Origin of the sequence: Streptomyces sp. WM6378 (assembly GCF_001279695.1) — a bacterium.
GTDB lineage: Bacteria > Actinomycetota > Actinomycetes > Streptomycetales > Streptomycetaceae > Streptomyces.
In genome coordinates, this window is record NZ_LGDD01000009.1 from 16093 (window position 1) to 40566 (window position 24474).

At 71.8% G+C, this 24474-nt stretch carries 20 protein-coding genes; 14 read left to right on the forward strand and 6 right to left on the reverse strand.

The window, feature by feature from the left end; translation table 11 throughout:
• The first annotated feature begins 159 nt into the window (after positions 1 to 159).
• Positions 160 to 288: a hypothetical protein gene (locus tag ADK54_RS48185; protein WP_107090443.1), complete on the forward strand. Its 129-nt coding sequence runs from the start codon at positions 160 to 162 to the stop codon at positions 286 to 288.
• Positions 289 to 302: 14 nt separating this feature from the next.
• Here ADK54_RS48185 and ADK54_RS02405 read toward each other — a convergent pair whose 3' ends face one another.
• Entirely contained in the window at positions 303 to 1877 is a 1575-nt protein-coding gene (locus tag ADK54_RS02405; RefSeq protein ID WP_053723804.1) for a purple acid phosphatase family protein, read from the reverse strand.
• A gap of 151 nt (positions 1878 to 2028) precedes the next feature.
• Here ADK54_RS02405 and ADK54_RS02410 point away from each other — a divergent pair, with 151 nt between their 5' ends.
• Both ADK54_RS02410 and ADK54_RS02415 read left to right on the forward strand, forming a co-directional pair.
• On the forward strand, positions 2029 to 3078 hold the full coding sequence (locus tag ADK54_RS02410; protein WP_053723805.1) for a 3-isopropylmalate dehydrogenase: 1050 nt from the start codon (positions 2029 to 2031) through the stop codon (positions 3076 to 3078).
• A gap of 240 nt (positions 3079 to 3318) precedes the next feature.
• Complete coding sequence (locus ADK54_RS02415) at positions 3319 to 4422, forward strand: branched-chain amino acid aminotransferase (protein WP_053723806.1); 1104 nt, start codon at positions 3319 to 3321, stop codon at positions 4420 to 4422.
• An 11-nt stretch (positions 4423 to 4433) separates the two neighbouring features.
• On the opposite strand, the gene ADK54_RS02420 is transcribed toward ADK54_RS02415, so the two are convergent.
• Positions 4434 to 5879: a cytosine permease gene (locus tag ADK54_RS02420; RefSeq protein WP_053723807.1), complete on the reverse strand. Its 1446-nt coding sequence runs from the start codon at positions 5877 to 5879 to the stop codon at positions 4434 to 4436.
• Positions 5880 to 6006: 127 nt separating this feature from the next.
• Here ADK54_RS02420 and ureA point away from each other — a divergent pair, with 127 nt between their 5' ends.
• The 8 genes from ureA (at position 6007) to ADK54_RS02460 (ending at position 15759) form a co-directional block, all read left to right on the forward strand.
• A complete protein-coding gene (gene ureA / locus ADK54_RS02425; protein WP_053723808.1) occupies positions 6007 to 6702 on the forward strand; it encodes an urease subunit gamma in 696 nt (231 codons plus the stop codon).
• Positions 6702 to 8351, forward strand: a complete 1650-nt coding sequence (locus ADK54_RS02430) for an urease subunit alpha (RefSeq protein ID WP_053723809.1) — start codon at positions 6702 to 6704, stop codon at positions 8349 to 8351. The genes ureA and ADK54_RS02430 overlap by 1 nt, the downstream gene beginning before the upstream one ends.
• Positions 8352 to 8362: 11 nt before the next feature.
• Positions 8363 to 9400 carry an agmatine deiminase family protein gene (locus ADK54_RS02435; protein WP_199826845.1) on the forward strand — a complete coding sequence of 346 codons (1038 nt, stop codon included), beginning with the start codon at positions 8363 to 8365 and terminating at the stop codon, positions 9398 to 9400.
• Positions 9401 to 9445: 45 nt separating this feature from the next.
• On the forward strand, positions 9446 to 10063 hold the full coding sequence (locus ADK54_RS02440; protein WP_053723811.1) for a TetR/AcrR family transcriptional regulator: 618 nt from the start codon (positions 9446 to 9448) through the stop codon (positions 10061 to 10063).
• Positions 10064 to 10128: 65 nt separating this feature from the next.
• Positions 10129 to 11442: an MFS transporter gene (locus ADK54_RS02445; protein ID WP_053723812.1), complete on the forward strand. Its 1314-nt coding sequence runs from the start codon at positions 10129 to 10131 to the stop codon at positions 11440 to 11442.
• 305 nt (positions 11443 to 11747) lie between these two features.
• Positions 11748 to 13391 (forward strand): citramalate synthase, encoded by a 1644-nt coding sequence (cimA, locus tag ADK54_RS02450; RefSeq protein ID WP_053723813.1) that lies wholly within the window; start codon positions 11748 to 11750, stop codon positions 13389 to 13391.
• 131 nt (positions 13392 to 13522) lie between these two features.
• Positions 13523 to 14851, forward strand: coding sequence for a hypothetical protein (locus ADK54_RS02455; RefSeq protein WP_053723814.1), 1329 nt, complete (start codon positions 13523 to 13525; stop codon positions 14849 to 14851).
• Between the two features lie 110 nt (positions 14852 to 14961).
• On the forward strand, positions 14962 to 15759 hold the full coding sequence (locus ADK54_RS02460; RefSeq protein WP_053723815.1) for a hypothetical protein: 798 nt from the start codon (positions 14962 to 14964) through the stop codon (positions 15757 to 15759).
• On the opposite strand, the gene ADK54_RS02465 is transcribed toward ADK54_RS02460, so the two are convergent.
• The 3 genes from ADK54_RS02465 to ADK54_RS02475 all read right to left on the reverse strand — a co-directional run bounded on the left by ADK54_RS02465 (position 15741) and on the right by ADK54_RS02475 (position 18161).
• Entirely contained in the window at positions 15741 to 16016 is a 276-nt protein-coding gene (locus ADK54_RS02465; RefSeq protein ID WP_053723816.1) for a DUF2087 domain-containing protein, read from the reverse strand. The genes ADK54_RS02460 and ADK54_RS02465 overlap by 19 nt on opposite strands.
• A gap of 66 nt (positions 16017 to 16082) precedes the next feature.
• Entirely contained in the window at positions 16083 to 16697 is a 615-nt protein-coding gene (locus ADK54_RS02470) for a YceI family protein (protein ID WP_053723817.1), read from the reverse strand.
• Between the two features lie 132 nt (positions 16698 to 16829).
• On the reverse strand, positions 16830 to 18161 hold the full coding sequence (locus tag ADK54_RS02475; RefSeq protein ID WP_053723818.1) for a helix-turn-helix domain-containing protein: 1332 nt from the start codon (positions 18159 to 18161) through the stop codon (positions 16830 to 16832).
• 112 nt (positions 18162 to 18273) lie between these two features.
• Here ADK54_RS02475 and ADK54_RS02480 point away from each other — a divergent pair, with 112 nt between their 5' ends.
• Positions 18274 to 19623 carry a M64 family metallopeptidase gene (locus ADK54_RS02480; RefSeq protein ID WP_234391889.1) on the forward strand — a complete coding sequence of 450 codons (1350 nt, stop codon included), beginning with the start codon at positions 18274 to 18276 and terminating at the stop codon, positions 19621 to 19623.
• Positions 19624 to 20104: 481 nt separating this feature from the next.
• On the opposite strand, the gene ADK54_RS02485 is transcribed toward ADK54_RS02480, so the two are convergent.
• Entirely contained in the window at positions 20105 to 21166 is a 1062-nt protein-coding gene (locus ADK54_RS02485) for a substrate-binding domain-containing protein (protein WP_053723819.1), read from the reverse strand.
• 245 nt (positions 21167 to 21411) lie between these two features.
• Between ADK54_RS02485 and ADK54_RS02490 the strand changes: the two genes are divergently transcribed.
• Together ADK54_RS02490 and ADK54_RS02495 are read left to right on the forward strand one after the other, a co-directional pair.
• A complete protein-coding gene (locus ADK54_RS02490) occupies positions 21412 to 23802 on the forward strand; it encodes a polysaccharide lyase 8 family protein (RefSeq protein WP_053723820.1) in 2391 nt (796 codons plus the stop codon).
• A gap of 219 nt (positions 23803 to 24021) precedes the next feature.
• Positions 24022 to 24474, forward strand: a 453-nt coding sequence (locus ADK54_RS02495) for a carboxyl transferase domain-containing protein (protein WP_324610132.1), incomplete at its 3' end; no start/stop codon positions are given.

Genomic DNA, 24474 nt, shown 5'->3' on the forward strand with positions numbered 1-24474 from the left:
TGTAGAAGCCGAACGTCTCGCAGATCCAGCGAATGGCGGCCGCGAGCGCAGTGCCCCTTGGCAGGCAACCCCTGCGGCAGCGCTCCCCGCCCCTTCCGGCACCTCACTGCATCCGCCGGGGCCCGCCCCCGGACCTCCCAGCAGAGGAGTCGAATCCCCATGGTCAAGCAGCCCACCCGCCGAGTCCGTCACTCTTCGCGCAGCAGCGAGTCCGACCGCAAGAACGCCGCCGCCGCCCTCCAGCGTGCGCTGGACCGCAGGGACAACGGCGGCGCCACCGGGCACTGAGCCCGGCTGTCCGGCTAACGTCCGCGCTGGATCTCGAAGTGGTCGATGCGCTCGCCCGTCTCGGCGAGCGCGCTGACCTTCATCCTCGGGTGGCGGCCGGCCTCGACCTCCACCGCGAGGAACGAGTAGTTGGTGTAGCGGACCCGCGACCACTCCACGGTCTCGGTGACCTTCGCGCCGCCCTTGGCCCAGTGGAAGGTGTCCACGCTGTCGCGGTCCGCGACCCGGCCCTCGTACGAGTCCGGCACCGGGAAGCTGTACAGCGAACGGCCCGCCGCACCGGCCGTGACGTACACGATGCCGTCGCGGGTCGGGTCGGTGCGCTCGCCGATCGCGACCTTGCGGCCCACCTTGTTGCCCTTGATGGCGTCGGTGCGCTCGTACACGTGGTTGTGCCCGTTGATCACGAGGTCCACCTGGTGCTTCTCGAACAGCGGCACCCACGCGTCGCGCACGCCCCCCTCCGAGGCGTGCGAGCTGGTCGTCGAGAACGCGCAGTGGTGGAAGAAGACGACGATGAACTCGACCGCGTGATGGGCACGCAGCTCGCCGAGCCGCTTGTCCAGCCACTGCGTCTGCTTGCCGCCGCTGATGCCGAAGTTGGCGGGGATCTCGTACGAGACGTCGTTCGCGTCGAGCGCGATCACGCCCACGTTGCCGTGCACGAAGGAGTACACGCCGGGCTGGTTCACCGGGTCCGGGCCGTTGGCCGGCAGCGACCAGCGGGCGTTCTGGCCGCCGTAGCCCTGCGGCGAGTACCAGGCCTCCATGTCGTGGTTGCCGGTGGTCACCATCCACGGCACCGTCTTGGCGACCGACTCGGTCTGCGCCAGGAACTGGTCCCAGGTACGCGCGTCGTACTGGTCCGAGGACTGGCCCGAGCCCGACGGGTCGGCGTAGCAGATGTCGCCCGCGTGCAGGTGGAAGGCCGGGTTCTGGCCCAGGATCACCTGGTCGTTGCCCAGCGCGTGATAGCTGACGCCCTGGTCGCCGAAGGCCGTGAACGTGAAGTTCTCGGCGTGCGCAGGAGCGGTGGTGAAGGTGCCGAGCGTGCCCAGGTTGCGTCGGTCCGCCGGGTCGAAGCCGTCGTGGCCGACGCCGTAGTAGTACGTTTGGCCCGGACGCAGCCGGTCCAGACCCGCGTGCACGTAGAACTGCTCGGCGGCCGCGATCTTCCCGCCGTTCAGGGCGGGCGTCGTCAGGTGGCGCACCTCGGCGTCGATCTTCCGGCTCAGCGACCAGGGGCTGGTACCGATGCGGATGTACGGCTTCTTCACCGCGAACGGGACCTGCCAGGAGACCCGCATCTGCGTCCTGGGGTCGGCTCCGTACGCGAGGTGGCGGCCGAACGGCGCGGCCAGCGAACCGTCCACTCCCGTACGGGAGTTGGAGGTGAGCGCGGTGGGAGCCGCGAACGCGGGCGAGGCTGCCCCGGCCGTCGCGACGCCGGCCCCGGCGACCGCGGCGGTGGCCACGCTGGTGCGCAGCACCCCACGCCGGGTCAGCCTGCTGCGCAGGTACTCGTGCTGCTCGGCCATGCTCATGCGCTCGGCGAGCCGGTCGGGGATGCCGAATCTCGGGATGTCCATGGCCGGAAACGTCCTCCTTCGAGCCGACGCGATTCTCACCGGGAGATGAACGGCGGGCGTACACCTGCCTACGCGTTTCGCGGGAGATTTCGACCTGTCCACACTGTGGACATCGGGTGTCAATGGCTGGGACGGCGAGTAGGGTTCCCCCATGTCGGCAAGTTCTCGCAGCATCAATCTCGCAGTGATCCCCGGTGACGGCATCGGCCAGGAGGTCGTGGCCCAGGGCCTGAAGGTTCTCAGTGCCGTCCTTCCGCAGGATGTGAAGCTGGAGACCAGGGAGTTCGACTTCGGCGCCCGGCGTTACCACGCCACCGGTGAGACCCTCACCGACGCCGACGTCGCCGCCCTCAAGCAGCACGACGCGATCCTGCTCGGCGCGATCGGCGACCCCACGGTCCCGTCCGGCGTCCTGGAGCGCGGCTTCCTGCTGAAGCTCCGCTTCCTCTTCGACCACTACGTCAACCTCCGCCCCAGCAGGCTGCTCCCCGGCGTCGCCACCCCGCTCGCCGGCCAGCCCGAGATCGACTTCATCGTCGTGCGCGAGGGCACCGAGGGTCCGTACACCGGCAACGGCGGCTCGATCCGTACCGGAACGCCGCACGAGGTCGCCACCGAGGTCTCGGTCAACACCGCCTTCGGTGTCGAGCGCGTGGTCCGTGACGCCTTCGCCCGCGCCCAGGCCCGCCCGCGCAAGAAGCTGACGCTGGTCCACAAGAACAACGTCCTGGCCTACGCCGGTCACCTGTGGACCAACATCTTCAACGCGGTGGCGAAGGAGTTCCCCGACGTCACCACCGACTACCTGCACGTGGACGCGGCGACGATCTTCCTCGTCACCGACCCGGCGCGGTTCGACGTGATCGTCACCGACAACCTCTTCGGCGACATCATCACCGACCTCGCCGCGGCCGTCTCCGGCGGCATCGGCGTCGCGGCCTCCGGCAACATCAACCCGAGCGGCGAGTTCCCGTCGATGTTCGAGCCGGTGCACGGCTCCGCGCCGGACATCGCGGGCCAGGGCAAGGCCGACCCCTCGGCCACGATCCTCTCGGTCGCCCTGCTGCTCCGCCACCTCGGCCACGAGGCCGAAGCCGCCCGCATCGAGGCCGCCGTCTCGGCGGACCTCGCGGCCCGCGGCGACTCGGTCCGTACGACGGACGAGATCGGCGACGCGCTCGCCGTACGGGTAGCCGGCTGACCCCGCGGCTCCCCACACGAAAAAGTCGCCGGGTTCGCTTTTGCACCCGGCGGCTTTTCGCATGCTGCCACCGGGTGACACCATCAACCCCGGACCGCACATCACACCGTTGTGTCCAAGGCCCCGCCAAGAGCGATAATCGGACGTGGGCCGCGGCATGCGGAGCAGCTCGGACGTCCAGGCAGCAGCGGCGGCGTGAGCGCGGTCCGTCACTATCCACCGGTGAAGGACACAGCACTCATGACGACGCCCACGATCGAGCTCAAGCCCACCTCGCATCCGCTGTCCGACGCGGAGCGCGAGGCGATTCTGGCCAGCCCCGGTTTCGGCCGCCACTTCACCGACAACATGGTGACGGTCCGCTGGACCGAGGGCCGCGGCTGGCACGACGCCCAGCTCGTGCCGTACGCCCCGCTGTCCATGGACCCGGCGAACATGACGCTGCACTACGCGCAGACGATCTTCGAGGGCCTCAAGGCGTACCGCCAGGCCGACGGCACGGTCGCCACCTTCCGGCCCGAGGCCAATGCCGAGCGCTTCCGGTCCTCGGCCCGCCGCATCGCGATGCCCGAGGTGCCCGTCGACCTCTTCATCGCGGCCTGCGACGCGCTGGTCCAGCAGGACAAGGCGTGGGTCCCGGCCACCGGTGAGGCCTCCCTCTACCTGCGGCCCTTCATGATCGCGACGGAGGTCGGCCTCGGCGTGCGGCCGGCCAACGAGTACCTGTTCATCGTGATCGCCTCCCCGGCCGGCGCCTACTTCCCCGGCGGCGTCAAGCCCGTCTCGGTGTGGCTGTCCGAGGAGTACGTCCGTGCCGTCAAGGGCGGCACCGGCGCGGCCAAGACCGGCGGCAACTACGCGGCCTCCCTGGTCGCCCAGGCCGAGGCCGCCCAGCACGGCTGCGACCAGGTGGTCTGGCTCGACGCCGTCGAGCACCGCTGGATCGAGGAAATGGGCGGCATGAACCTGTACTTCGTGTACGGGGGCGAGGCCGGCCAGAAGCCCAAGATCGTCACCCCCGAGCTGACGGGCTCGCTGCTTCCCGGCATCACCCGTGACTCCCTCCTGAAGATCGCCCGAGACCTCGGCTACGAGGCCGTCGAGGGGCGGATCTCCACGGAGGACTGGAAGCGGGACAACGAGAACGGCACCCTGACCGAGGTCTTCGCCTGTGGCACGGCCGCGGTCATCACCCCGGTCGGCTCGGTGAAGTCGGCCCGCGCCAACTGGACCCAGGGTGACGGTGAGCCCGGCGAGGTCACGATGAAGCTCCGTGAGGCGCTGCTCGATCTGCAGACCGGGGTGTCCCCGGACCCGCACGGGTGGATGCACCCGCTGGGCTGAGCGCCGCCCCGCTAAACGCTGGAGGGGCTGGACTCCCGGCCGATGTCGGCCGGGGTGTCCAGCCCCTCCAGCGCGTTTGCCTGACGGACCGTCAATATCAGGTATGCCGCCCCGCCCACCATCCCCGACAGCAGGAAGCTGCAGTCCACTCCGCCCGTCCAACTCAGCAGCGGGCCCTGGTAGTTGGGCAGCGAGACGGCCAGCAGGCCGGTGCCCGCGCCGAGCGCCCAGGACGCCACCGCGCGGAGGTTCCAGCCGGCGCGGTACCAGTAGACGCCGCCCCGCGAACGGCGGTTGAAGACCTGGAGGGCGTCCGCGTCGTACACGCCCCGGCAGCGCACGAAGCCGATCAGGGTGATCACCGCCCAGGGTGTGCCGATCGCCGTGAGCAGCAGGACGAACGAGGTCATCGCGGCCTGCGCGTCCCAGGCGAAGTGGCCCGCGAAGACGCACACCGTGGCGACGCCGGCCACCGCGAACGTCGCCTGGGTGCGCGAGGCGCGCGGCAGGATCGCGTCCAGGTCGAGGCCCATCGAGTAGAGCATCAGACCCGCGTTGCCCACCGAGCCCGCCGAGGCCGCGAGCAGCAGCGGCACCAGGTACCAGCCGGGGGCGGCCGAGACGAGCGGGCCCGCGTAGTCGGTGGCCGCGCGGGCCGCGTACGCGGTGAACGTGCCGAAGAGCTGGGGGACCAGGAGGCCGGCCGTCAGGCCGAGCCAGGTCGCGTGCAGGACGCGGCGCGGGCGGTGCCGGGTCGGCGAGATGTAGCGCGTGTAGTCGCCGAGCAGCGTGATGAACGCGATCGGGCCGCTGAGCCCCGCCGCGACGAGCGCGAGCAGCCAGGTCGGCCAGAACGAGCCCAGCAGATAGCCGCCCGCGTCCGGCAGCGCCGAGGTGGTGAAGTGCGGCGCGTAGGCGACGACTCCGAGGATCAGCAGCGCTGTCATGCCCACGGCCAGGATGCGCGACAGGCGAAGCAGGACCCGGTAGCCGTACACCGCGCCGATGACGGTGGCCGCGGCGAGCAGCGCGTACACGACGCCGTACGAGATCCCGCCGGTCGGCAGGCCGAACAGGCGGTGCAGGACGCCCGTCATCGCGTCGCCGCCGATCCACACGGTCAGCGCGGTGTAGCCGAGCGAGAGCAGCAGGCCCACCACCGAGCCCACCAGCCGTCCGCGCACGCCGAATTGGGCGCCGGAGGACGTGGAGAGGTTGGTGGCCGTACGCAGTGAGACGAGTGCGAGCGGGGCGGTCAGCAGGGTGCCGACCGCTGTGCCCGCGACCACCGCGCTGACCGAGGCCCACCAGCCGAGGCCGAAGGAGACCGGCAGCCAGCCGAAGACGATCACCCCGAGGCACAGGTTCGAGCCGAGCAGGATCGACACGAGGTCGCGCGGCCCGCTGGTGCGTTCCGCTTCCGGGACCGTATCGACTCCGCGCTGTTCTATGGGCATGCCGGCGCCTCTCGCTCTCGGGGGGTTTGAGTGGCGCTCAATGTGACTCATGCCAAGCGGTGCCGTCAATGCTTCCGCTCTGTGAAATCTCTGGTTAGAGTGACGTTCAAACAGGAGGTGTGGTGGCGTGCGACTGACCCCGACGGAGCGTGACCGGCTGCTGCTGTTCGGCGCCGCGGAACTGGCCCGGGCCCGCAGGGCCCGCGGGCTCCGCTTGAACGTGCCCGAGGCGACCGCGCTGATCGCGGACACCGTCTGCGAGGCGGCCCGCGACGGCCGGCGGCTCGCCGAGGCCATCGAGGCGGCCCGCGCCGTGCTCGGCCCGGACGACGTGCTGCCCGGCGTGTCCGACGTGGTCACCGAGGTCCATGTCGAGGCCGTCTTCGACGACGGCTCCCGGCTCGCGGTGGTGCCCGACCCCATCGGCGGCACGGCGGGCGAGGCCGCCCCCGGTGCGCTGCTGCCCGGCGACGGCTACCCGGAGGCGGCCCCCGAGGTGCGGCTCACCGTGACCAACACCGCCACCGTGCCCGTTTCGGTCACCTCGCACTTCCACTTCTTCGAGGCCAATCCGCGGCTCGACTTCGACCGCGCGGCGGCCTACGGCATGCGGCTCTGCGTGCCCGCCGGGTCCTCGGTCAGGTTCGGGCCGGGCGAAAGCGAGGAGGTCGGCCTGGTCCCGATCGGCGGCGACCGCGTCGCCATCGGGTTCGCGGGCCTGGTCGACGGGCCCCTTGACGCGCCCGGCGCCAAGCAGGAGGCCCTGCGCAGGGCCTCGGCCTGCGGATACCTGGGAACCGGACCGCGCGAGGGAGAGAAGTGATGGACCCGTACGAGTACGCCTCCGTGCACGGCCCCCGCACCGGCGACCGGATCCGGCTCGGGGACTCGGGCCTGACCGTGCGGGTCGAGTCCGACTCGCAGGCCCCGGGGGACGAGTTCCTGGCCGGCTTCGGCAAGACGGCCCGCGACGGGCTGCACCTGAAGGCCGCCGCCGTCCGCGACACCTGCGACGTCGTCATCAGCAACGTCGTCGTGATCGACGCGGTGCAGGGCATCCGCAAGGTGTCCATCGGCATCCGCGAGGGGCGGATCTGCTCGATCGGGCGGGCCGGGAACCCCGACACCCTCGACGGCGTCGACGTGGTCGTCGGCACCGGCACCTCGATCGTCTCCGGCGAGGGACTCATCGCCACCGCCGGAGCCGTCGACACCCACGTACACCTGCTGTCCCCGCGCATCATGGAGGCCTCGCTCGCCTCCGGCGTCACCACGATCATCGGCCAGGAGTTCGGCCCGGTCTGGGGCGTCGGCGTCAACTCGCCCTGGGCGCTGCGGGGCGCCTTCGCCGCCTTCGACGCCTGGCCCGTCAACATCGGCTTCCTCGGCCGGGGTTCGTCCTCCGACGGAGCCCCCCTGGTGGAGGCGCTCGCCGAGGGCGGGGCCTGCGGGTTCAAGGTCCACGAGGACATGGGCGCGCACACCCGGGCGCTCGACACCGCGCTGCGCGTGGCGGAGGAGCACGACGTCCAAGTCGCCCTGGAGGACACCCTGAAGGTGCTCGAAGGCCGCACCATCCACGCCTTCCACATCGAGGGCTGCGGCGGCGGACACGTACCCAATGTCCTGAAGATGGCGGGCGTGCCCAATGTCATCGGGTCCTCGACCAACCCGACCCTCCCCTTCGGCCGGGACGCGGTCGCCGAGCACTACGGCATGATCGTCTCGGTCCACGACCTCAAGACCGACCTGCCGGGCGACGCGGCGATGGCCCGCGACCGCATCCGCGCCGGGACGATGGGCGGCGAGGACGTGCTCCACGACCTCGGCGCGATCGGCATCACCTCCTCCGACGCCCAGGGCATGGGCCGCGCGGGCGAGACCGTGCGCCGCACCTTCGCCATGGCCGGGAAGATGAAGGCCGAGCTCGGCCCCCTGGAGGGCGACGGGCCCGGTGACGACAACGCGCGCGTCCTGCGCTACATGGCGAAGCTGACCATCAACCCGGCCATCGCGCACGGCCTCTCGCACGAGATCGGGTCCATCGAGACCGGCAAGATGGCCGACATCGTGCTGTGGCGCCCGGCCTACTTCGGCGCCAAGCCGCAGATGGTCCTCAAGTCCGGCTTCCCCGCCTGGGGCGTCACCGGTGACCCCAACGCGGCCACCGACACCTGCGAACCGCTCGTGCTCGGCCCGCTGTTCGGCGCCCACGGCGGCACCGCCGCCGAGCTGTCCGTCGCCTTCGTCGCCAAAGCAGCCCTCGACCAGGGGGGCGACCAGCTGCCCACCCGCCGCCGCCGGGTCGCGGTGCGCGGCACCCGCGGCATCGGCCCCGCCGACCTGCTGCTCAACTCCCGTACCGGAGCCGTCGGCGTGGACGGCCGCACCGGGCTCGTCACCCTCGACGGCGACCCGCTGCGCTCCGAACCGGCCGACTCCGTCTCCCTCAACCGCCTCTACTTCCTGTAAGGACCACCCTGATGTCTGCTGCCGCCGACGGCTTCCGCATGCCCGCCGAGTGGACCCCGCACGAGCGGACCTGGATGGCATGGCCGGGCCCCAACGTGACCTTCCCGAACGACGCCGAGCTCGCCGAGTCCCGCGCCGCCTGGGCCTCGGTCGCCCGCGTGGTACGCCGCTTCGAGCCGGTCACCATGGTCGTCGGCCCGGGCCAGGCCGACAGCGCCCGCGCCCTGCTCGGCCCCGACATCGAGCTCGTCGAGCGCGAACTCGACGACGCCTGGATGCGGGACATCGGCCCCACCTTCCTCACCGACGGCAAGGGCCAACTGGCCGCCGTGGACTGGACGTTCAACGGCTGGGGCGCCCAGGACTGGGCGACCTGGGAGCACGACGCGAAGATCGGCGCCCACGTCTCGGACCTGGCCGGCGCACGTACGTACGCCTCGCGCCTGGTCAACGAGGGCGGCGCCATCCACGTCGACGGCGAGGGCACGGTGCTGCTCACCGAGACCGTGCAGCTCGGCCCCGAGCGCAACCCGCACTGGTCCCGCGAGGAGGTCGAGACCGAGATCCACGCCATGCTCGGCACCCGCAAGGCCATCTGGCTGCGCCGCGGCCTCACCGCCGACTACCCCCCGCACGGCTACGGCACCCTCGGCCACGTCGACATCGTCGCGGCCTTCGCCCGGCCCGGCGTCGTGGTCGCCCACACCCAGCCCGACCCGGCCCACCCCGACCACCAGCTCTGCAAGGAGAACGTGGCGCTGCTGCGCTCCCAGACCGACGCCCGCGGCCGCTCCCTGGAAGTCGTCGAGATCCCCGCGCCGACCGTCCTCAAGGACGACCACGGCTGGGTCGACTACTCGTACATCAACCACTACCTCTGCAACGGCGGCGTGGTCCTGTGCGCCTTCGACGACCCGCGCGACGAGAACGCGGCCGGCATCTTCCGCCGCCTGTTCCCCGAGCGCACGGTGACCCTCGTCGACGCCCGGACGATCTTCGCGGGCGGCGGCGGCATCCATTGCATCACCCAGCAGCAGCCCAAGGTGTGACCGCACGAGGGCCCGGCGCGGTCATCGGGTAGAACTGGTCGGGTGATGAGTCCCACCGCCCGCCGCCGCAACACCGCTCCGCCCCGCGAGGAGGTGCTCGTCGCCGCCATGGCCACGATCGCCGAACGCGGACTCGACGGGCTCACCATGGCCGGGCTCGGCCGCGAGGTCGGCATGTCCAGCGGGCACCTCCTCTACTACTTCCGCTCCAAGGACGAGCTGCTGCTCCAGACCCTGGAGTGGAGCGAGGGCCGGCTCGGCGAGGAGCGCCGCGGCCTGCTCGCCCGCCCCGGCACGGCCCGCGAGCGCCTCGACGCCTACGTCGACCTGTACGTCCCCGACGGGCCGCGTGATCCGCACTGGATCCTGTGGCTGGAGGTCTGGAACCGCTCGCAGAACGCCGACCACGCCGCCCGCGCCCGACAGGCCGCCATCGAGGGCGCCTGGCACCGCGACCTGGTCGCGATAGTCGCCGAGGGCGTCTCGCGCGGCGAGTTCCGCCCGGTGGACGCCGACCGCTTCGCGGCTCGCCTGCGCGCCCTGCTCGACGGGTTCAGCGTGCACGTCGCGGTCGGCCTGCCCGGCACCGGCCGGCCTCAAGTCCTCGACCACGTAAGGGAGTTCGTGGACGAGTCGCTGATGCGGGGAACGCAACGCACGTAAGTAGGCCCGATCGTTGCGCCCGCACGCCTTGTCGGCCGCGCGGGCCTGCGCCAACGTGAGCGTCCATGGGACGAGAGCACTGGAAGAAGATCTGGGTCGGTTCGGCCGGCAACATGGTCGAGTGGTTCGACTGGTTCGTGTACGCCACGTTCGCGGTGTACTTCGCGGACGCGTTCTTCCCGAAGGGCAACGAGACCGCCAACCTCATGAACACCATGGGGATCTTCGCGGTCGGCTTCTTCATGCGGCCGGTCGGCGGCTGGCTGCTCGGCCGGATCGGCGACCGCAAGGGCCGCAAGGCCGCGCTCACCCTGACCGTCACCCTCATGTCGGCCTCCGCGATCCTGATCGCGATCGCTCCGACGTACGCGGTCGCCGGATACGGGGGAGTGGCCGTCCTCCTGGTCGCCCGCCTCCTCCAGGGCCTCTCGGTCGGCGGCGAGTACGCGGCCAGCGCGACCTACCTCACCGAGGCCTCCGACCCGAAGAAGCGCGGCTTCGCCTCCAGCTTCCAGTACGTGTCGATGACCGCCGGCCAGCTCCTCGGTCTCGGCCTCCAGATCGTCATGCAGCGCAACCTCTCGGACGCGGCCCTGCACAGCTGGGGCTGGCGCGTCCCCTTCATCGTGGGCGCGCTCGGCGCTGCCGTCGTCTTCTACCTGCGCCGCTCCATGCTGGAGACCGAGGTGTACGAGGACTCGGGCGCGGCCCACGACGCGGACCGGGGCACCCTGAAGGCGCTGTGGGCGCACAAGCGCGAGGCGCTCCTCGTCATGGCGCTCACCATGGGCGGCACGGTCGCGTACTACACGTACACCACGTATCTGACGAAGTTCCTGTCCAAGAGCGCGGGCATGGACAAGTCGACCGCCTCGCTCGTCAGCTTCTGCGCGCTGTTCGTCTTCATGTGCATTCAGCCGCTGGCGGGCGCGCTCTCCGACCGGATCGGGCGCCGCCCACTCCTGATCACCTTCGCGGTCGGCTCGGCCTTCCTGACCGTGCCGATCATGACGATGCTCAAGCACGCGGGCACCTTCTGGCCGGCCTTCGGCCTCGCCCTGCTCGCCCTGGTCGTGGTCACCGGCTACACCTCGATCAACGCCTGCGTGAAGGCCGAGCTGTTCCCGACCGGCATCCGTGCGCTCGGCGTCGCCCTCCCGTACGCCATCGCGAACGCGCTGTTCGGCGGGACCGCCGAGTACGTGGCGCTCTGGTTCAAGCAGGCGGGCATCGAGTCCGGCTTCTACTGGTACGTGGCGGGATGCGCGGCGGTGTCGCTGGTCGTCTACCTCAGCATGCGGGAGACGCGTGACATCGATCTCAACCGGATCAAGGTCGAACCCCGGCGAACCCAACCGGAACCAGTTCCTTCGAATTAGTGCAGGTCGGGGGGCGCCCGGATGGTGAGACCCCGTCTCCGGGCCCCGGACCCGTATGGCAGACTGCGAGCGTGCTCGCTTCCCGCATGATTATGGACAGCAGCGCGCCGGTCCGCAGTGATCGCTGAACCGTGGCAGAACCCGCGGCAGCGGCCATCGTGCCCCAGACCCGCGCGCAGACCTCTCGCACCCGCGAGGGGTCTTTTCGTTTACCGGCCCCACCACGGCCGGGGCGAGGAGCGCGGCGACGGGGGCAAGTGGAGCCATGAGTTCGGAGCCACTCACCCGACAGGAGTCAGATCAGCATGACGACCAACGAGGCGAACGAAGCCGCCGAGGAGAGTCTGCTCGCCGGCCTTCGGGTCGACGACAGCTTCCATGTCTTCGACACGACGCTGCGCGACGGCGCCCAGCGCGAGGGCATCAACCTCACCGTCGCGGACAAGCTGACGATCGCCCGGCACCTGGACGAGTTCGGCGTGGGCTTCATCGAGGGCGGCTGGCCCGGCGCCAACCCCCGCGACACGGAGTTCTTCGCCCGTGCGCAGCAGGAGATCAGCTTCCAGAACGCCCAGCTCGTGGCCTTCGGCGCGACCCGCCGCGCGGGCGGCAGGGCCGCCGAGGACCCGCAGGTGCGGGCCCTCCTCGAATCCGGCGCCCCGGTGATCACGCTGGTGGCCAAGTCGCACGACCGGCACGTCGAGCTGGCCCTTCGCACCACCCTGGACGAGAACCTGGAGATGGTCCGCGACACGGTCGCCCACCTGCGCGAGCAGGGCCGCCGGGTCTTCGTGGACTGCGAGCACTTCTTCGACGGCTACAAGGCGAACCCCGAGTACGCCAAGGCCGTCGTACGGGCCGCCAGTGAGTCCGGCGCCGACGTCGTCATCCTGTGCGACACCAACGGTGGCATGCTCCCCGCCCAGATCCACGCCGTCGTCGCCACCGTGCTCGCCGACACCGGCGCCCGGCTCGGCATCCACGCCCAGGACGACACCGGCTGCGCGGTCGCGAACACCCTGGCCGCCGTGGACGCGGGCGCCACCCACGTGCAGTGCACCGCCAACGGTTACGGCGAGCGCGTCGGCAACGCCAACCTGTTCCCCGTCGTCGCCGCCCTGGAGCTCAAGTACGGCAAGACCGTGCTGCCCAAGGGCGCGCTCGCCGAGATGACCCGCATCTCGCACGCCATCGCCGAGGTCGTCAACCTCGCACCGTCCACGCACCAGCCGTACGTCGGTGTCTCCGCCTTCGCCCACAAGGCGGGCCTGCACGCCTCCGCGATCAAGGTCGACCCCGACCTGTACCAGCACATCGACCCCTCCCTGGTCGGCAACCACATCCGGATGCTGGTCTCCGACATGGCGGGCCGCGCCTCCATCGAGCTCAAGGGCAAGGAGCTCGGCGTCGACCTCGGCGAGGACCGCGCGGTCGTCGCCCGGGTCGTGGAGCGGGTCAAGGCGCGCGAGCTCCAGGGCTACACCTACGAGGCCGCCGACGCCTCCTTCGAGCTGCTCCTTCGCGACGAGGTCGAGGGCGGCCCGCGCGACTACTTCCGCATCGAGTCCTACCGGGCGATCATCGAGACCCTCCAGGGCGGCACCCACGCCAACAGCGCCACCGTGACGTTCTGGGTCGGCGACGAGCGCATCATCGTCACCGCCGAGGGCAACGGCCCGGTCAACGCGATGGACTCCGCGCTGCTCCAGGGCCTTGAGCGGTTCTACCCGCAGGTCGCCAAGTTCGAGCTGGTCGACTACAAGGTCCGCACCCTGGAGGGCAAGCACGGCACCGCCTCCACCACCCGCGTCCTGATCACCACCACGGACGGCACGGGCGAGTGGACGACGGTCGGCGCCGGCCCGAACGTCATCGAGGCGTCCTGGGAGGCCCTCCAGGACGCGTACACCTACGGCCTGCTGCGGGCCGGGACCCGGCCTCAGCAGTAGCCGCGCGAACGGGGGAGCGGGGGGTCCAGGACCCCGCGCTCCCGGGGACGTGGCCACGATGGAGCAACGCCCACGCCGACCGCTCCACCCCGTATGTCCGTTTCCGCGCGGCCTCGGGTAGCGTCGGGGCCATGAGGCCCAGGGTTTTCACCGCACTCTCCGCCGTAGCGCTCGCCGCACTGGCCACGGCGGCCCCCGCCATGGCCGCCACCGGCGCGTCCGACGTGGCCGACCAGCTCAAGAAGAGCCCGGTCTACGTGGATCCCGGAGCCGCGAACCAGCTCAGTCCGGCCCAGGCCGACGCGCTGGCCAAGAAGATCAAGGACGCGAACAAGCCGCTGTTCGTGGCGGTCCTGCCGAACAGCGCCGCGTTCCCCAAGGCCACGATCCTGCCGAACCTCCGTACGGACACTGGTGTCACCGGCCTGTACGCGATCCGGCTCGGCGACGCCTTCACCTCCGGCGCCGACAGCAAGGTCATGCCGAAGCAGGCCGTCCAGAACCTGAACAGTGCCGTGCGCGCCCCCGGCACCAACACCGACGCCGCCACCCAGCTCAACGCCTTCGTCGACAAGGCGCTCCCGCAGCTGAAGGGCCACGCCCCCGCCTCGTGGGGCGGCGGCTCGGGCTCCGGCGGCGGGGTCGACACCGGCGCTCTCGTCGGCGTGGGCGCGGTGATCGTCGCGGGCGGCGCGGGCGCGTACGCGCTGGTCCGCCGCAACCGCAGGAAGAAGGCCGAGGAGGAGCGGGCCGCGCTCCAGCGCCTCCAGGTGGTCGTGGACGAGGACATCACCGCGTTCGGCGAGGAGCTCGACCGGCTCGACTTCCACCCGGCCGAGGCGGGCGCCGACGACGCGATGCGCGCCGACTACGAGCGCGCCCTCGACTCGTACGAGACGTCCAAGACGCTGATGGCGAAGGCCGAGCGGCCCGCCGACGTGACGGGCGTGACGCAGGCCCTGGAGGACGGCCGGTTCTCGCTCGCCACCCTCGCCGCCCGCCGCGAGCACAAGCCGCTGCCCGAGCGCCGCGCCCCCTGCTTCTTCGACCCGCGCCACGGCCCCTCCGTCGAGGACGCCACCTGGACCCCGGCCGGCGGCGCCCCGCGCCAGGTCCCGGTGTGCCAGGCGGACGCGACCCGGCTGCGCGACGGCCAGGACCCGATGGTCCGCGAGGTCGACACCGACCAGGGCCGCCGCCCGTACTACGACGCGGGCCCGGCCTACGGCCCCTGGGCGGGCGGCTACTTCGGCGGCGGCATGCTGCCCGGCCTCCTGATGGGCACGATGCTCGGCTCGATGCTGTCGAGCCCGGCGTACGCCGCCGACTACGGGGCCGGGTCCTACGACGCGGGCTCCGGCTTCGACGGCGGCGACGTGTCGGGCGCCGACTTCAACTCCTCGGACTTCAGCGGCGGCTGGGGCGACGGGAGCGGCGGCGACGGCGGCGGGGACTGGTAACCCCGCCTGACCTGCCGCTGGAATGTTGACCCGCCCCGTTCCAACGGGTGATAGTTGCGAGCCGCACATCCAGGGTTGGGGACACATTGCAAGCCGGGCACGAAGACGTCATGGCGGCCTGCGCCGACGCGGAGGCACTGCTGCTCGCGGGCCGCACCAGCGAGGCCCGCAAGGCCGCGCGGGCCGCGCTGTACGCGGACGGGCCCGACCCCTGCCTGTACGCCGTGCTCGGCCGCGCGCACGCCGCCGAGGGCGGTGCCGAGCACGTCGGCCGAGCCGAGGCAGTCTTCCGCGAGGGCCTCGACACCTTCCCCGGCGCCCCCGTCCTGCTCGCGGCCCAGGCGGCCGTGTTCGGCCCTCAACTCGCCGCGAATCCAAGCGGGTTGGCGCCGTCCGCGAGGGTGCAGCGGCACGACGCGCGTCTCGTGCTCGCCGTCGTGGGGCACCCGGCCGGCGCCGCTCAGCAGGCGCGGGCCCAGGCCCAGGCGCACCCCGCCGACGACCGGGCCGCCGTCCTCGCCGAGACCCTCGCCGCGCTCGCCCGGCCCGGCCGCGCCCCGCTGCGGCTCCTGGTGCGGGCGCCGCTGACGGCCGGGTCCGCGTGCTGGTTGTGGTTCGCGGGCTGTCTGCTCGCCGTGGCCGCCCTTCACCTGCCCGTCGGGGCGGCGGCGGCCGCACTGCTCGGCCCAGTGCTGTTCCCGCTGCTGTACGGGGCGTTGCGGGCGGCCCGCCGCCGGGCCCTTGGCCGCGCTCCGGCCGCGCTCGCGGTGCCGTCCCCCTACGACGGGTTTCCCGCGCTGCCGCAGGTCCCTCCGTACACGACACGCGAGAAGGCGACCTCGGCCGTGGTCCTCGGCCTGGTCGCCATCGCGCTCGTGTCCTTCGCGGCCTACTTCCCGCGCCGGTAGCTGCTGCCGTCCCGGGTGCGGCTCAGGTGGCCGCCGATCACCAGGTGGCGCCGCAGTGCCGAGAAGTCGTCGTGCACGGTGAGCAGCGCCTCGTTCACCTCGCGCTCGCTGTAGTCCCGGTCGCGCTCGAAGAGCGTCTCCGAGAGGTGGACGAGCACCTGCTCACGGCGTGCGGTCTTACGGGGGATGGCGGTCAGGCGGCCCCTCGGGAAGAGGGCGGTGACTGCTCGGGGGCCGGTGGCCGCGTTCTCGGACATGCCGGGCAGCTTCGCTCACCAGGGCTTTCGCGGCAACGCATTTAGCGGCGAAGGCCCTGGCGCGGGTCAGGCCGCCTTGATCGCGGAGATGTCGAAGGTCAGCTTCACCTTGTCGCTGACCATGACGCCGCCGGTCTCCAGGGCCGCGTTCCAGGTCAGGCCCCAGTCGGAGCGCAGGATCTCGGCGCCGCCCTCGAAGCCGATGCGCTGGTTGCCGTAGGGGTCGGTGGCCGAGCCGTTGAACTCCAGGTCGATGGCGAGCGGCCGGGTGACGTCCTTGATCGTCAGGTCGCCGGTGATCCGGTACTTGTCGCCGCCGAGCTCCTTGGCCTCGGTCGAGCGGAAGCTCATCACCGGGAACTGCTCGGCGTCGAAGAAGTCGCCGCTGCGCAGGTGGCCGTCGCGGTCGGCGATGCCGGTGTCAATGCTGGCGATCTTGACGTCGATGGAGGCGGCGGAGGCGCCCGGGTTCTCGCCGTCGAGGGTGAGGGTGCCCTCGTGCTCGGTGAAGGAGCCGCGGACGTTGGTGACCATGGCGTGCCGCACGGTGAAGCCGATGCTGCTGTGCGCCGGGTCGATCGTGTACGTGCCGCTCAGCGCGGCCAGCGCCGGGTCGACCTCGACGGGCGCGGCGGTGTCGAGGGTGGCGGTGCTGCTGTTCTTGCGGCCGAAGAGACCCATGACCTGCTCCTTGGGGACGCGCCGCGGCCTTGCGCCGAAGCGGTTTAAGTTTCAACGAGATTCACTGTAAGGCTATTCCGTTCGGTTTTCAACTACTTCACTCTTTGGTGGGCGCGCCCGGGGTGGGTGGGCTCAGGCGCGGGGCGGCAGCGGGGCCGGGCCCAGGGTGGTCGTGCCCGGGGCGGCGCGGTGGCCGAGGCCCGTGCGGTAGGCGTCCAGGGCTGCTTCGACCCGTCCCGTGCGGCGCAACAGGTCGCCGAGCAGCCGGCACAGGTCCGCCATGTCGCCGCTCGCCCCGCTCCGCTCAAGCAGTCCGAGCGCGGTGACGTAGTGCTCCTCCGCCGACTCCGTCTCGCCCCGCTCCTCGCAGATCAGACCGAGCAGCCGGTGTGCCCCGCCCGCGTGCACCGCGCCGTGCTGGTCGCCGAGCTCGGTGAGCGGGGTGAGCAGCGCCATCGCCTCCGCGTGCTGCCCGAGGCGGCGCAGCACGTCCGCCAGCTCCACCTCGACCTGGGCGGTGAACAGCGCGGCCCGCTTGGCCGCGAGCATGTCCCGCGCGGTACGCAACTCCCGCTCTGCGGCAGCGAGTTCACCTTCCTGTGCGTACACATAGCCGCGCATCCAGTGGCAGTGCGCCAGATCCGTACGCAGCCGCAGCTGGCGGTAGATCGACTGGGCCTTGGCGAGCGAGGCGTCCGCGTCGGCCAGGCGTCCCTCCGCAAGGAAGGTCCGGGCGACCTGGCGGTGCATGCCGGCGACCAGCGCCGGGTCCGAGACCTGCGGGGCGAGCGCGAGCGCCAGCTCGGCCGCGCGCGCCGCACGGGCCTGGGCGCCCATGTCCAGATACGGGCCGATGACCGCCGCGTACAGGAGCACCAGCGCCTCGGGGTCGGCGAGCCCGCTGGTGCCGAGCTCGTCGATGGCCGACTCCAGGAGGTAGCAGGCGTAGCGCAGCTCGCCCGCCAGGATGTGGGCGACCGCCCGGCCCCGGACCGCCCGGGCCCGGCGCGGCAGCGGCTCGGCGGCCAGGATCTGCTCGCACGCCTCGAAGTGGCGTACGGCGTCTTCGAGTTCACCGGTTTCGAGCGCGCAGTCGCCGAGCCCGAGCAGCGCCTCGGCGCGCTCCTCGTCGAGGCCGTGCAGCTCGGCCTCGGTGAGCAGCCGGCGGTAGCGCACGGCCGCCTCGTCGGCCTCGCCGGTCGCGAGCGCCCGCTGGGCGTCGGTGAGGCCGAGCCGCAGCTCGGTGGCGAGGCGGGCCGGGCGTCCCGTGGCGAGCTCCTCGTACGTCGTGCCGAGCCGCCCGGCGAGATGGCGCAGGGCCGCCTCGGAGGGGCGGACCTTGCCGGACTCCAGGGTCGAGACATAGGCGGGCGTGTAAGCGGGCTCGGCCAACTGGCGCTGGGTCAGGCCCAGTTGAGCGCGCAGTCGCTGAACTCGGCGGCCGATCGCGGCAGGTTCATCCATGGCGTCCCCTTGGCCCCAGGGCATTGCGCACGCCCCGTGCGCCCCCTAATTTAAGCAGGCCGTTCAATGCATTTACCCGACTGCTTAACTTCCGTTACAGAGGGAGGACTTCGTGCGCTCAGCCAAGCGCAGAGGCATCGTGACGGCCGCGCTCGCCGCCACCGCCGTCGTGGCCGCGCTCGCCGCCGGACCCGGCACCGCGGCCGCCGCCGACCCACCGCCGCCGCACCCGAAGGTCGAGGTCGAGATACCCGGCCCGGAAGCCGCCTCGGGACAGACCCTCGCGGGATCCGGCCACACCCTCGTACCGGCCGACGGGCAGGGCAGACCCGCGCCGCGCCTCTCGGCGCCCTCGGCCGCCGCCGACGGCGAGGTCAGCAAGATGATCGACAACGGCTCGACCGCGGACCGCCTAGACATCGTCATGGTGGGCGACGGCTACACGGCCGACCAGCTGGACCAGTTCCACGCCGACGCCAAGGAGAAGTGGGGCGAGATCACCGGCGTGGAGCCGTACACGACGTACCAGAACCTCTTCAACGTCTGGACGGTGGACGCGGTCTCCGCCCAGAGCGGCGTCTCCGGCGACCCGGCGCAGGGGGACGTGAAGGACACCGCGCTCGGCTCGTACTTCTGGTGCGACGGCGTCGAGCGGCTGCTCTGCATCGACCAGAACAAGGTCGACTCGTACGTGGCGAAGGCGCCGCAGGCCGACCTGGTCATCGTCCTCGCCAACAGCGCCAAGTACGGCGGGGCCGGTTACAACGAGCCGTCCAAGACGCTCGGCTACGAGGGCATATCCACCGCCTCCGCCGGGAACGCCAAGTCCGGCCAGGTCGCCATCCACGAGACCGGGCACTCGCTCGGCAAACTGGCCGACGAATACTTCTACCCGGACACCCCGGGCTACGAGCACTACTCGGGCCCCGAGGCCGGCCAGTCCAACATCTCGATCCTGACGGCCGATCAGATGGCCAGTGACCGCACCAAGTGGTACCGCTGGCTCGGCGAGACGTCTCCGGACGGGGGCACGGTGGGCGCGTACGAGGGCGGCGGCTACTACGTCACCGGCCTGAACCGGCCCACCGACGGCTCGATCATGCGGATCCTGGGCAAGCCGTTCAACCTGCCGGGGGTGGAGGCGATGATCGCGGGCTTCTACCGGCACGCGTCGATCGCGACGCCCGCGACTTCCACGGCGCGCACGTTGCGGCCGTACGACACGGCTCGGGTGGCCGTGCCGCGCCTCGCGGGCGCCAGGCAGTTGACGGTGCGGTGGTATCTGGACGGGCGGGAGCTCCGGCGGTACGAGGGCCGCACGGCGGTGCCGGTACGGGACTTCGACCTCGGCCGGGGCACCCACGCCCTGACGGTACGGGTGACCGACCGGACCCCCTCGGTCCGGGACCCCGGGATCGCGGCGGGGTTGCGGGGCGCGGTGACGTGGGCGGTGCGCCGCTGACCCCGGGGGGTCTGCCCACCCGCCCGCCCGCAACCCGGGGTTGGCGGGCCCGGGCCCCCTGGGGCTCCGCCCCAGACCCCGCTGGACGCCCCACCCCGCCCCTTCCCGAAACCCGCCGGGGGTGAGTGGGGTCGACTGCGGTCCGGTGGTCGATCCTGGGGCTCCGCCCCAGACCCCGTTCGCGCCTGAAGGGCGCTCGTCCTCAATCGCCGGACAGGCTGAAGTGGGCTGATGCCCGTATTCACCTGACGGTCTGGGGATGCCCCTGCGAGGGCCGGTGCCGCTTCGTGCGGCTCAGCCAGCGCTACAGGGCGCGGGGAACTGCGCGAGCGACCACGTACGGTCCGCGGTCGACAGGGGGTTTGGGGGCGCGGGGAACTGCGCGAGCGACCACCGACGGGACGCAGCCGATCGGCAACCCCTCCAGCCCCTCCGGCGTTTGAGGAGCCGGGGTGCGGGGGCGGCGCACCCGGGGTTCTGGTCAGGCGCTCGACGCGCGTACCTTCAGCTCCGGCAGGATCGACAGGTGGTGCCTGGGCCGCCCGGGGTCACCCACGCGGTGGGCCAGCATGTCGACCGCCGCCACCCCCACCGCCCGCTTCGGCGGCGCCACAGCCGTGAGCGGGATGTCGGCCAGCGCGGCGACCTCGTCGTCGTACGCTACGATCGCCAGCTCGCCCGGCACGGACAGGCCGCGGGCCCGCAGCCGGGGGAGCAGCACGATCGCGTCGTGGTCGTTGTGGACCAGGACCGAGTCGAGCAGCCCGGCCCCAACCGCCGCCACGAACCCGTCCAGTTGGACGTCGCGGCGCACCGGGTCGGTCTCGGGCGCCGTGATCGTGAAGCGCAACGACTCCGGCGCCGGGAGGCCCAGCGAGGCCAGGCCGGCGAGGTAGCCCGCTTCGACCAGCGCGCTGTGCGGGCTGTCCGCGCGCAGGAGCAGCCCGATGCGCTCGCGGCCGGACGCCGCGAGATGGCGTACGGCGAGGCGGGCCCCGTAGGCGTGGTCGGTCACCACGCGCTCCGCGCCGGCCACGTCGTCCCCGGAGCGCCGCTCGATCAGGGCGAACGGCACGCCGAGCGCCGCCAGCCAGTCCTGGTCGCCGACCGGGCCGCACGGGGCGATGAGCAGCCCGTCGATGCCGTGGCCGAGCAACTGCCGGACCTGCGCCCGCTCTTCGTCGGGCCGGTACTGCGAGATGCCGAGCACGAGCCGGATGCCCCGCGCGGCGGCCGCCTCCCGGGCCCCCTTGATGATCTCGGGGTAGTAGTAGTCGGCCGCGGGCACCACGAGGCCGAAGACCAGACCGGGTCCGGGCGCGCCGGGCGGCGCAAACGCGGGGGCCGCCGCCGGCGCCGCCGTCTCGGGAAGCAGCGCCCCGCCGTGCACCCGGGCCACCAGACCGCGCTCGGCGAGCGCCTCCACGTCCCGCCGCACGGTGACCGCGGAGACCTTCAACTCCTCCGCGAAGTCGGTCACTCGGAGCGAACCGCGCTCGCGCAGCCGCCGCAGTATCGCCTGGTGCCTGTCCTCGGCGTGCACGTGCTTCGCCCCTCCCCGCCGGCTCGCGCCGACCGCCGTCAACCGCTGACCAGGAGCGTAACCCCCGTTAGATCGTTCGTGCACGATTCTGTGCGAACGATCAATTTCCTTGATGAATGTGCGAAGTATTGCGTGTTCTTTCGATGTCATGAGAGAAACCGCTCAATCGCGCCTCGCTCGTCCCGGGCCCCCGCGCCCACCCCGTGCCCCTCCTCGTTCGCTCACGCTCCGGAGGTCCCGCCGCCATGCCATCCGCCCAGGGCAGTTCACGCCGCACCTTCCTCGCCGCATCCGGCACCGGCGCCGCCGCCGTCGCGCTCGGCCTGACACTGCCCGCCGCGCCAGCCGCCGCAGCCCAACTGGCCCAGGCCGACGGCGAGTTCAACACCCTGCGCCTGCGGTGGCGCGACCTCACCCTCGGCACCGGCTTCGACGCGACCGCAGAGCCCTACGCCACCAAGCTCGCGGCGCTGGGCACTTCGGCCCGTACCGCACTCGCCACCATGGCTCCCGCGACCGGCTCGCTCTGGCCCGACCAGCCGCTGACCGACCCCGCCACCGGCTCCGCCAACATGAGCACGAGCTACGGCCGGCTCAACACCATGGCGCAGGCCTGGGCGCAGCCCGGCACCGGATCCACCGGAGACGCCACGCTGATCGCCGCCGTCGGCAAGGGCCTCGACCACCTCTACACCCAGATCTACAACGAGAACACCAAGCCGTTCGGCAACTGGTGGGACTGGCAGATCGGCAGCTCCCGGCTGCTGATGGACACCGCCGTCATCGCGTACGACACCCTCACCGCCGACCAGCTCGGCCACTACACCGCCGCCATCGACCACTTCGTGCCGGACAGCGCGGTCGCCGTCTACACCGGCACCTCCACCGGCGCCAACCGCACCGACCTGTGCCGGGTGCTCGCCACCCGCGGGGTGCTCGGCCGGAACGCCGCCAAGGTCGGGCTGGCCCGCGACGCCCTCTCACCCGTCTTCCCGTACGTCACCACCGGAGACGGCCTGTACGCCGACGGATCGTTCATCCAGCACACCTGGATCGCCTACACCGGCTCGTACGGCGAGGTCCAGATCGACGGCCTGTCCCGGCTCTTCGCGCTGCTCGCCGGCTCCACCTGGGCGGTCACCGACCCGAACCGGCAGATCATCCTCGACTCCGTGGAGCGCAGCTACGCACCCCTCATCCACGATGGCCTGATGATGGACTGCGTCAACGGCCGCGCGATCTCCCGCCAGACCACCGACGACCAGCTCATGGGCCGCACGATCATGGCCCACATCGCCATGCTGGCCCTCGGCGCGTCAACCGCCGAACGCGACCGCTGGCGTGCGTTGATCAAGGGCTGGGTCGACCGGGCCCAGACCACTCCCGTCCTCGCCGACCAGCGGCTCTCCGTCGCCAACCTCGCCCTGCTGCGGGCCGCCGTCGACGCCGCGCCCACCGCGGCCCCCGCCCCGACAGGCCCCCACCTGTTCCCCGCCATGGACCGCGCCGTCCACCGCGGGACCCGCTTCGCCGCCTCGCTGAGCATGTCCTCCAACCGGATCGCGTACTACGAGAACGGCAACGGCGAGAACCTGCGCGGCTGGCACACCGGCTCCGGCATGCTCGCCTGGTGGGGCGACGGCTTCGCGGGCGACCAGTACAGCGACGGCTTCTGGCCCACCGCCGACCCGTACCGCATGCCCGGCACGACCGTCTCGCGCAAGCCGCTCGCCGACGGCGAGGGCGGCGCGTGGGGCGCGGCCAGACCCGCGGTGACCTGGGTCGGCGGCGCGAGCGACGGAACGTACGCGGCCGTCGGCCAGCACATCAAGGGGCTCTCCTCCACCCTGAGCGCCCGCAAGTCGTGGTTCTTCCTGGGCGACGAGATCGTGTGTCTCGGCGCCGGGATCACCGCGAGCGACGGCACACCCGTCGAGTCGGTCGTCGACCACCGCAACCTCGGCGCCACCGGTACCAACGCCCTCACCGTCGACGGCCGCCGCCTGCCCAGCACCCTCGGCCGGCACGACACCTTCCCCCGGGCCCGCTGGGCGCACCTCGCCGGCCACGGCGGCTACGTCTTCCCCGCCGGAGCCGCCGTCCAGACGCTGCGCGAGGAGCGCACCGGCACCTGGAAGGCCATCAACACCGGCGGCACCGCCGACCCGGTCACCCGCCGCTACCTCACCCTCTGGTTCGCCCACGGCACCGACCCCGCCGACGCCTCGTACGCCTACGTCCTGCTGCCCGGCGCCCGCCAGCTGGAGACCGCGGTCCGCGCCGCCGACCGCGACAAGGTGCGCATCCTCGCCAACTCGCCCTCCATGCAGGCCATTTCGGCCCACCGTCCCGGCCTGCTCGCCGCGAACTTCTGGACGGCGGGCGCGGCCGGCGGCCTGACCGTGGACGGCCCGGCGAGCGTCCTGGTCCGCACCGCCCGCCGTACGGCGACCCTGTCGCTCGCCGCGCCCGAGCGCACCGGAGCTCCGGTCGAGCTCACCTGGGACCGGCCGGTACGCTCGGTGGCCTCGCGGGACCCGAGGGTGGAGGTCCTCGCCACCGGCCGCTCACTGAGGCTCCGCATCACGCCGGACACGGCCTGCGGCACGGTGCGTACAGACGTCGTCCTCGGCTGACAAAGCCCTGACACCGCTGACACGGAACTGACAGCGCGCTGACGCGACGCCCGCGCCCGTGTCAGCGGTCGTTGTCGAGACCCTACAGAGGACAGGGTCTCTGAGCTGTCGAGTCGGGCGTTTGGTGCAGGTCTACTGTCAGCCTCCACTAGGAAAGCGGTCCGGAGACTGTGTGGAGTCGACGGAGGAAATCCTTGGTCGCTTTCGTAGGGTCGATACATGACCGTTGTGGACGAGACCCCGGGTGAGCCGAGCGACACGCGTGGACGCGTGGCAGAACTTCACGCCCTGCGCGAGGAGGCCCGTCGCGGACCGAGCAAGCGCGCGACCGAAGCGCAGCACGCCAAGGGCAAGCTGACCGCCCGCGAGCGCATCGACCTGCTGCTCGACCCCGACTCGTTTCACGAGGTGGAGCAGTTGCGTCGGCATCGTGCGGTGGGTTTCGGCCTGGAGGCGAAGAAGCCGTACACCGACGGTGTGATCACCGGGTGGGGTGCGGTGGAGGGCCGGACGGTCTTCGTGTACGCCCACGACTTCCGGATCTTCGGCGGCGCCCTGGGCGAGGCCCACGCCACGAAGATCCACAAGATCATGGACATGGCGATCGCGGCGGGTGCTCCGCTGGTGTCGTTGAACGACGGCGCTGGCGCCCGTATCCAGGAGGGTGTCTCG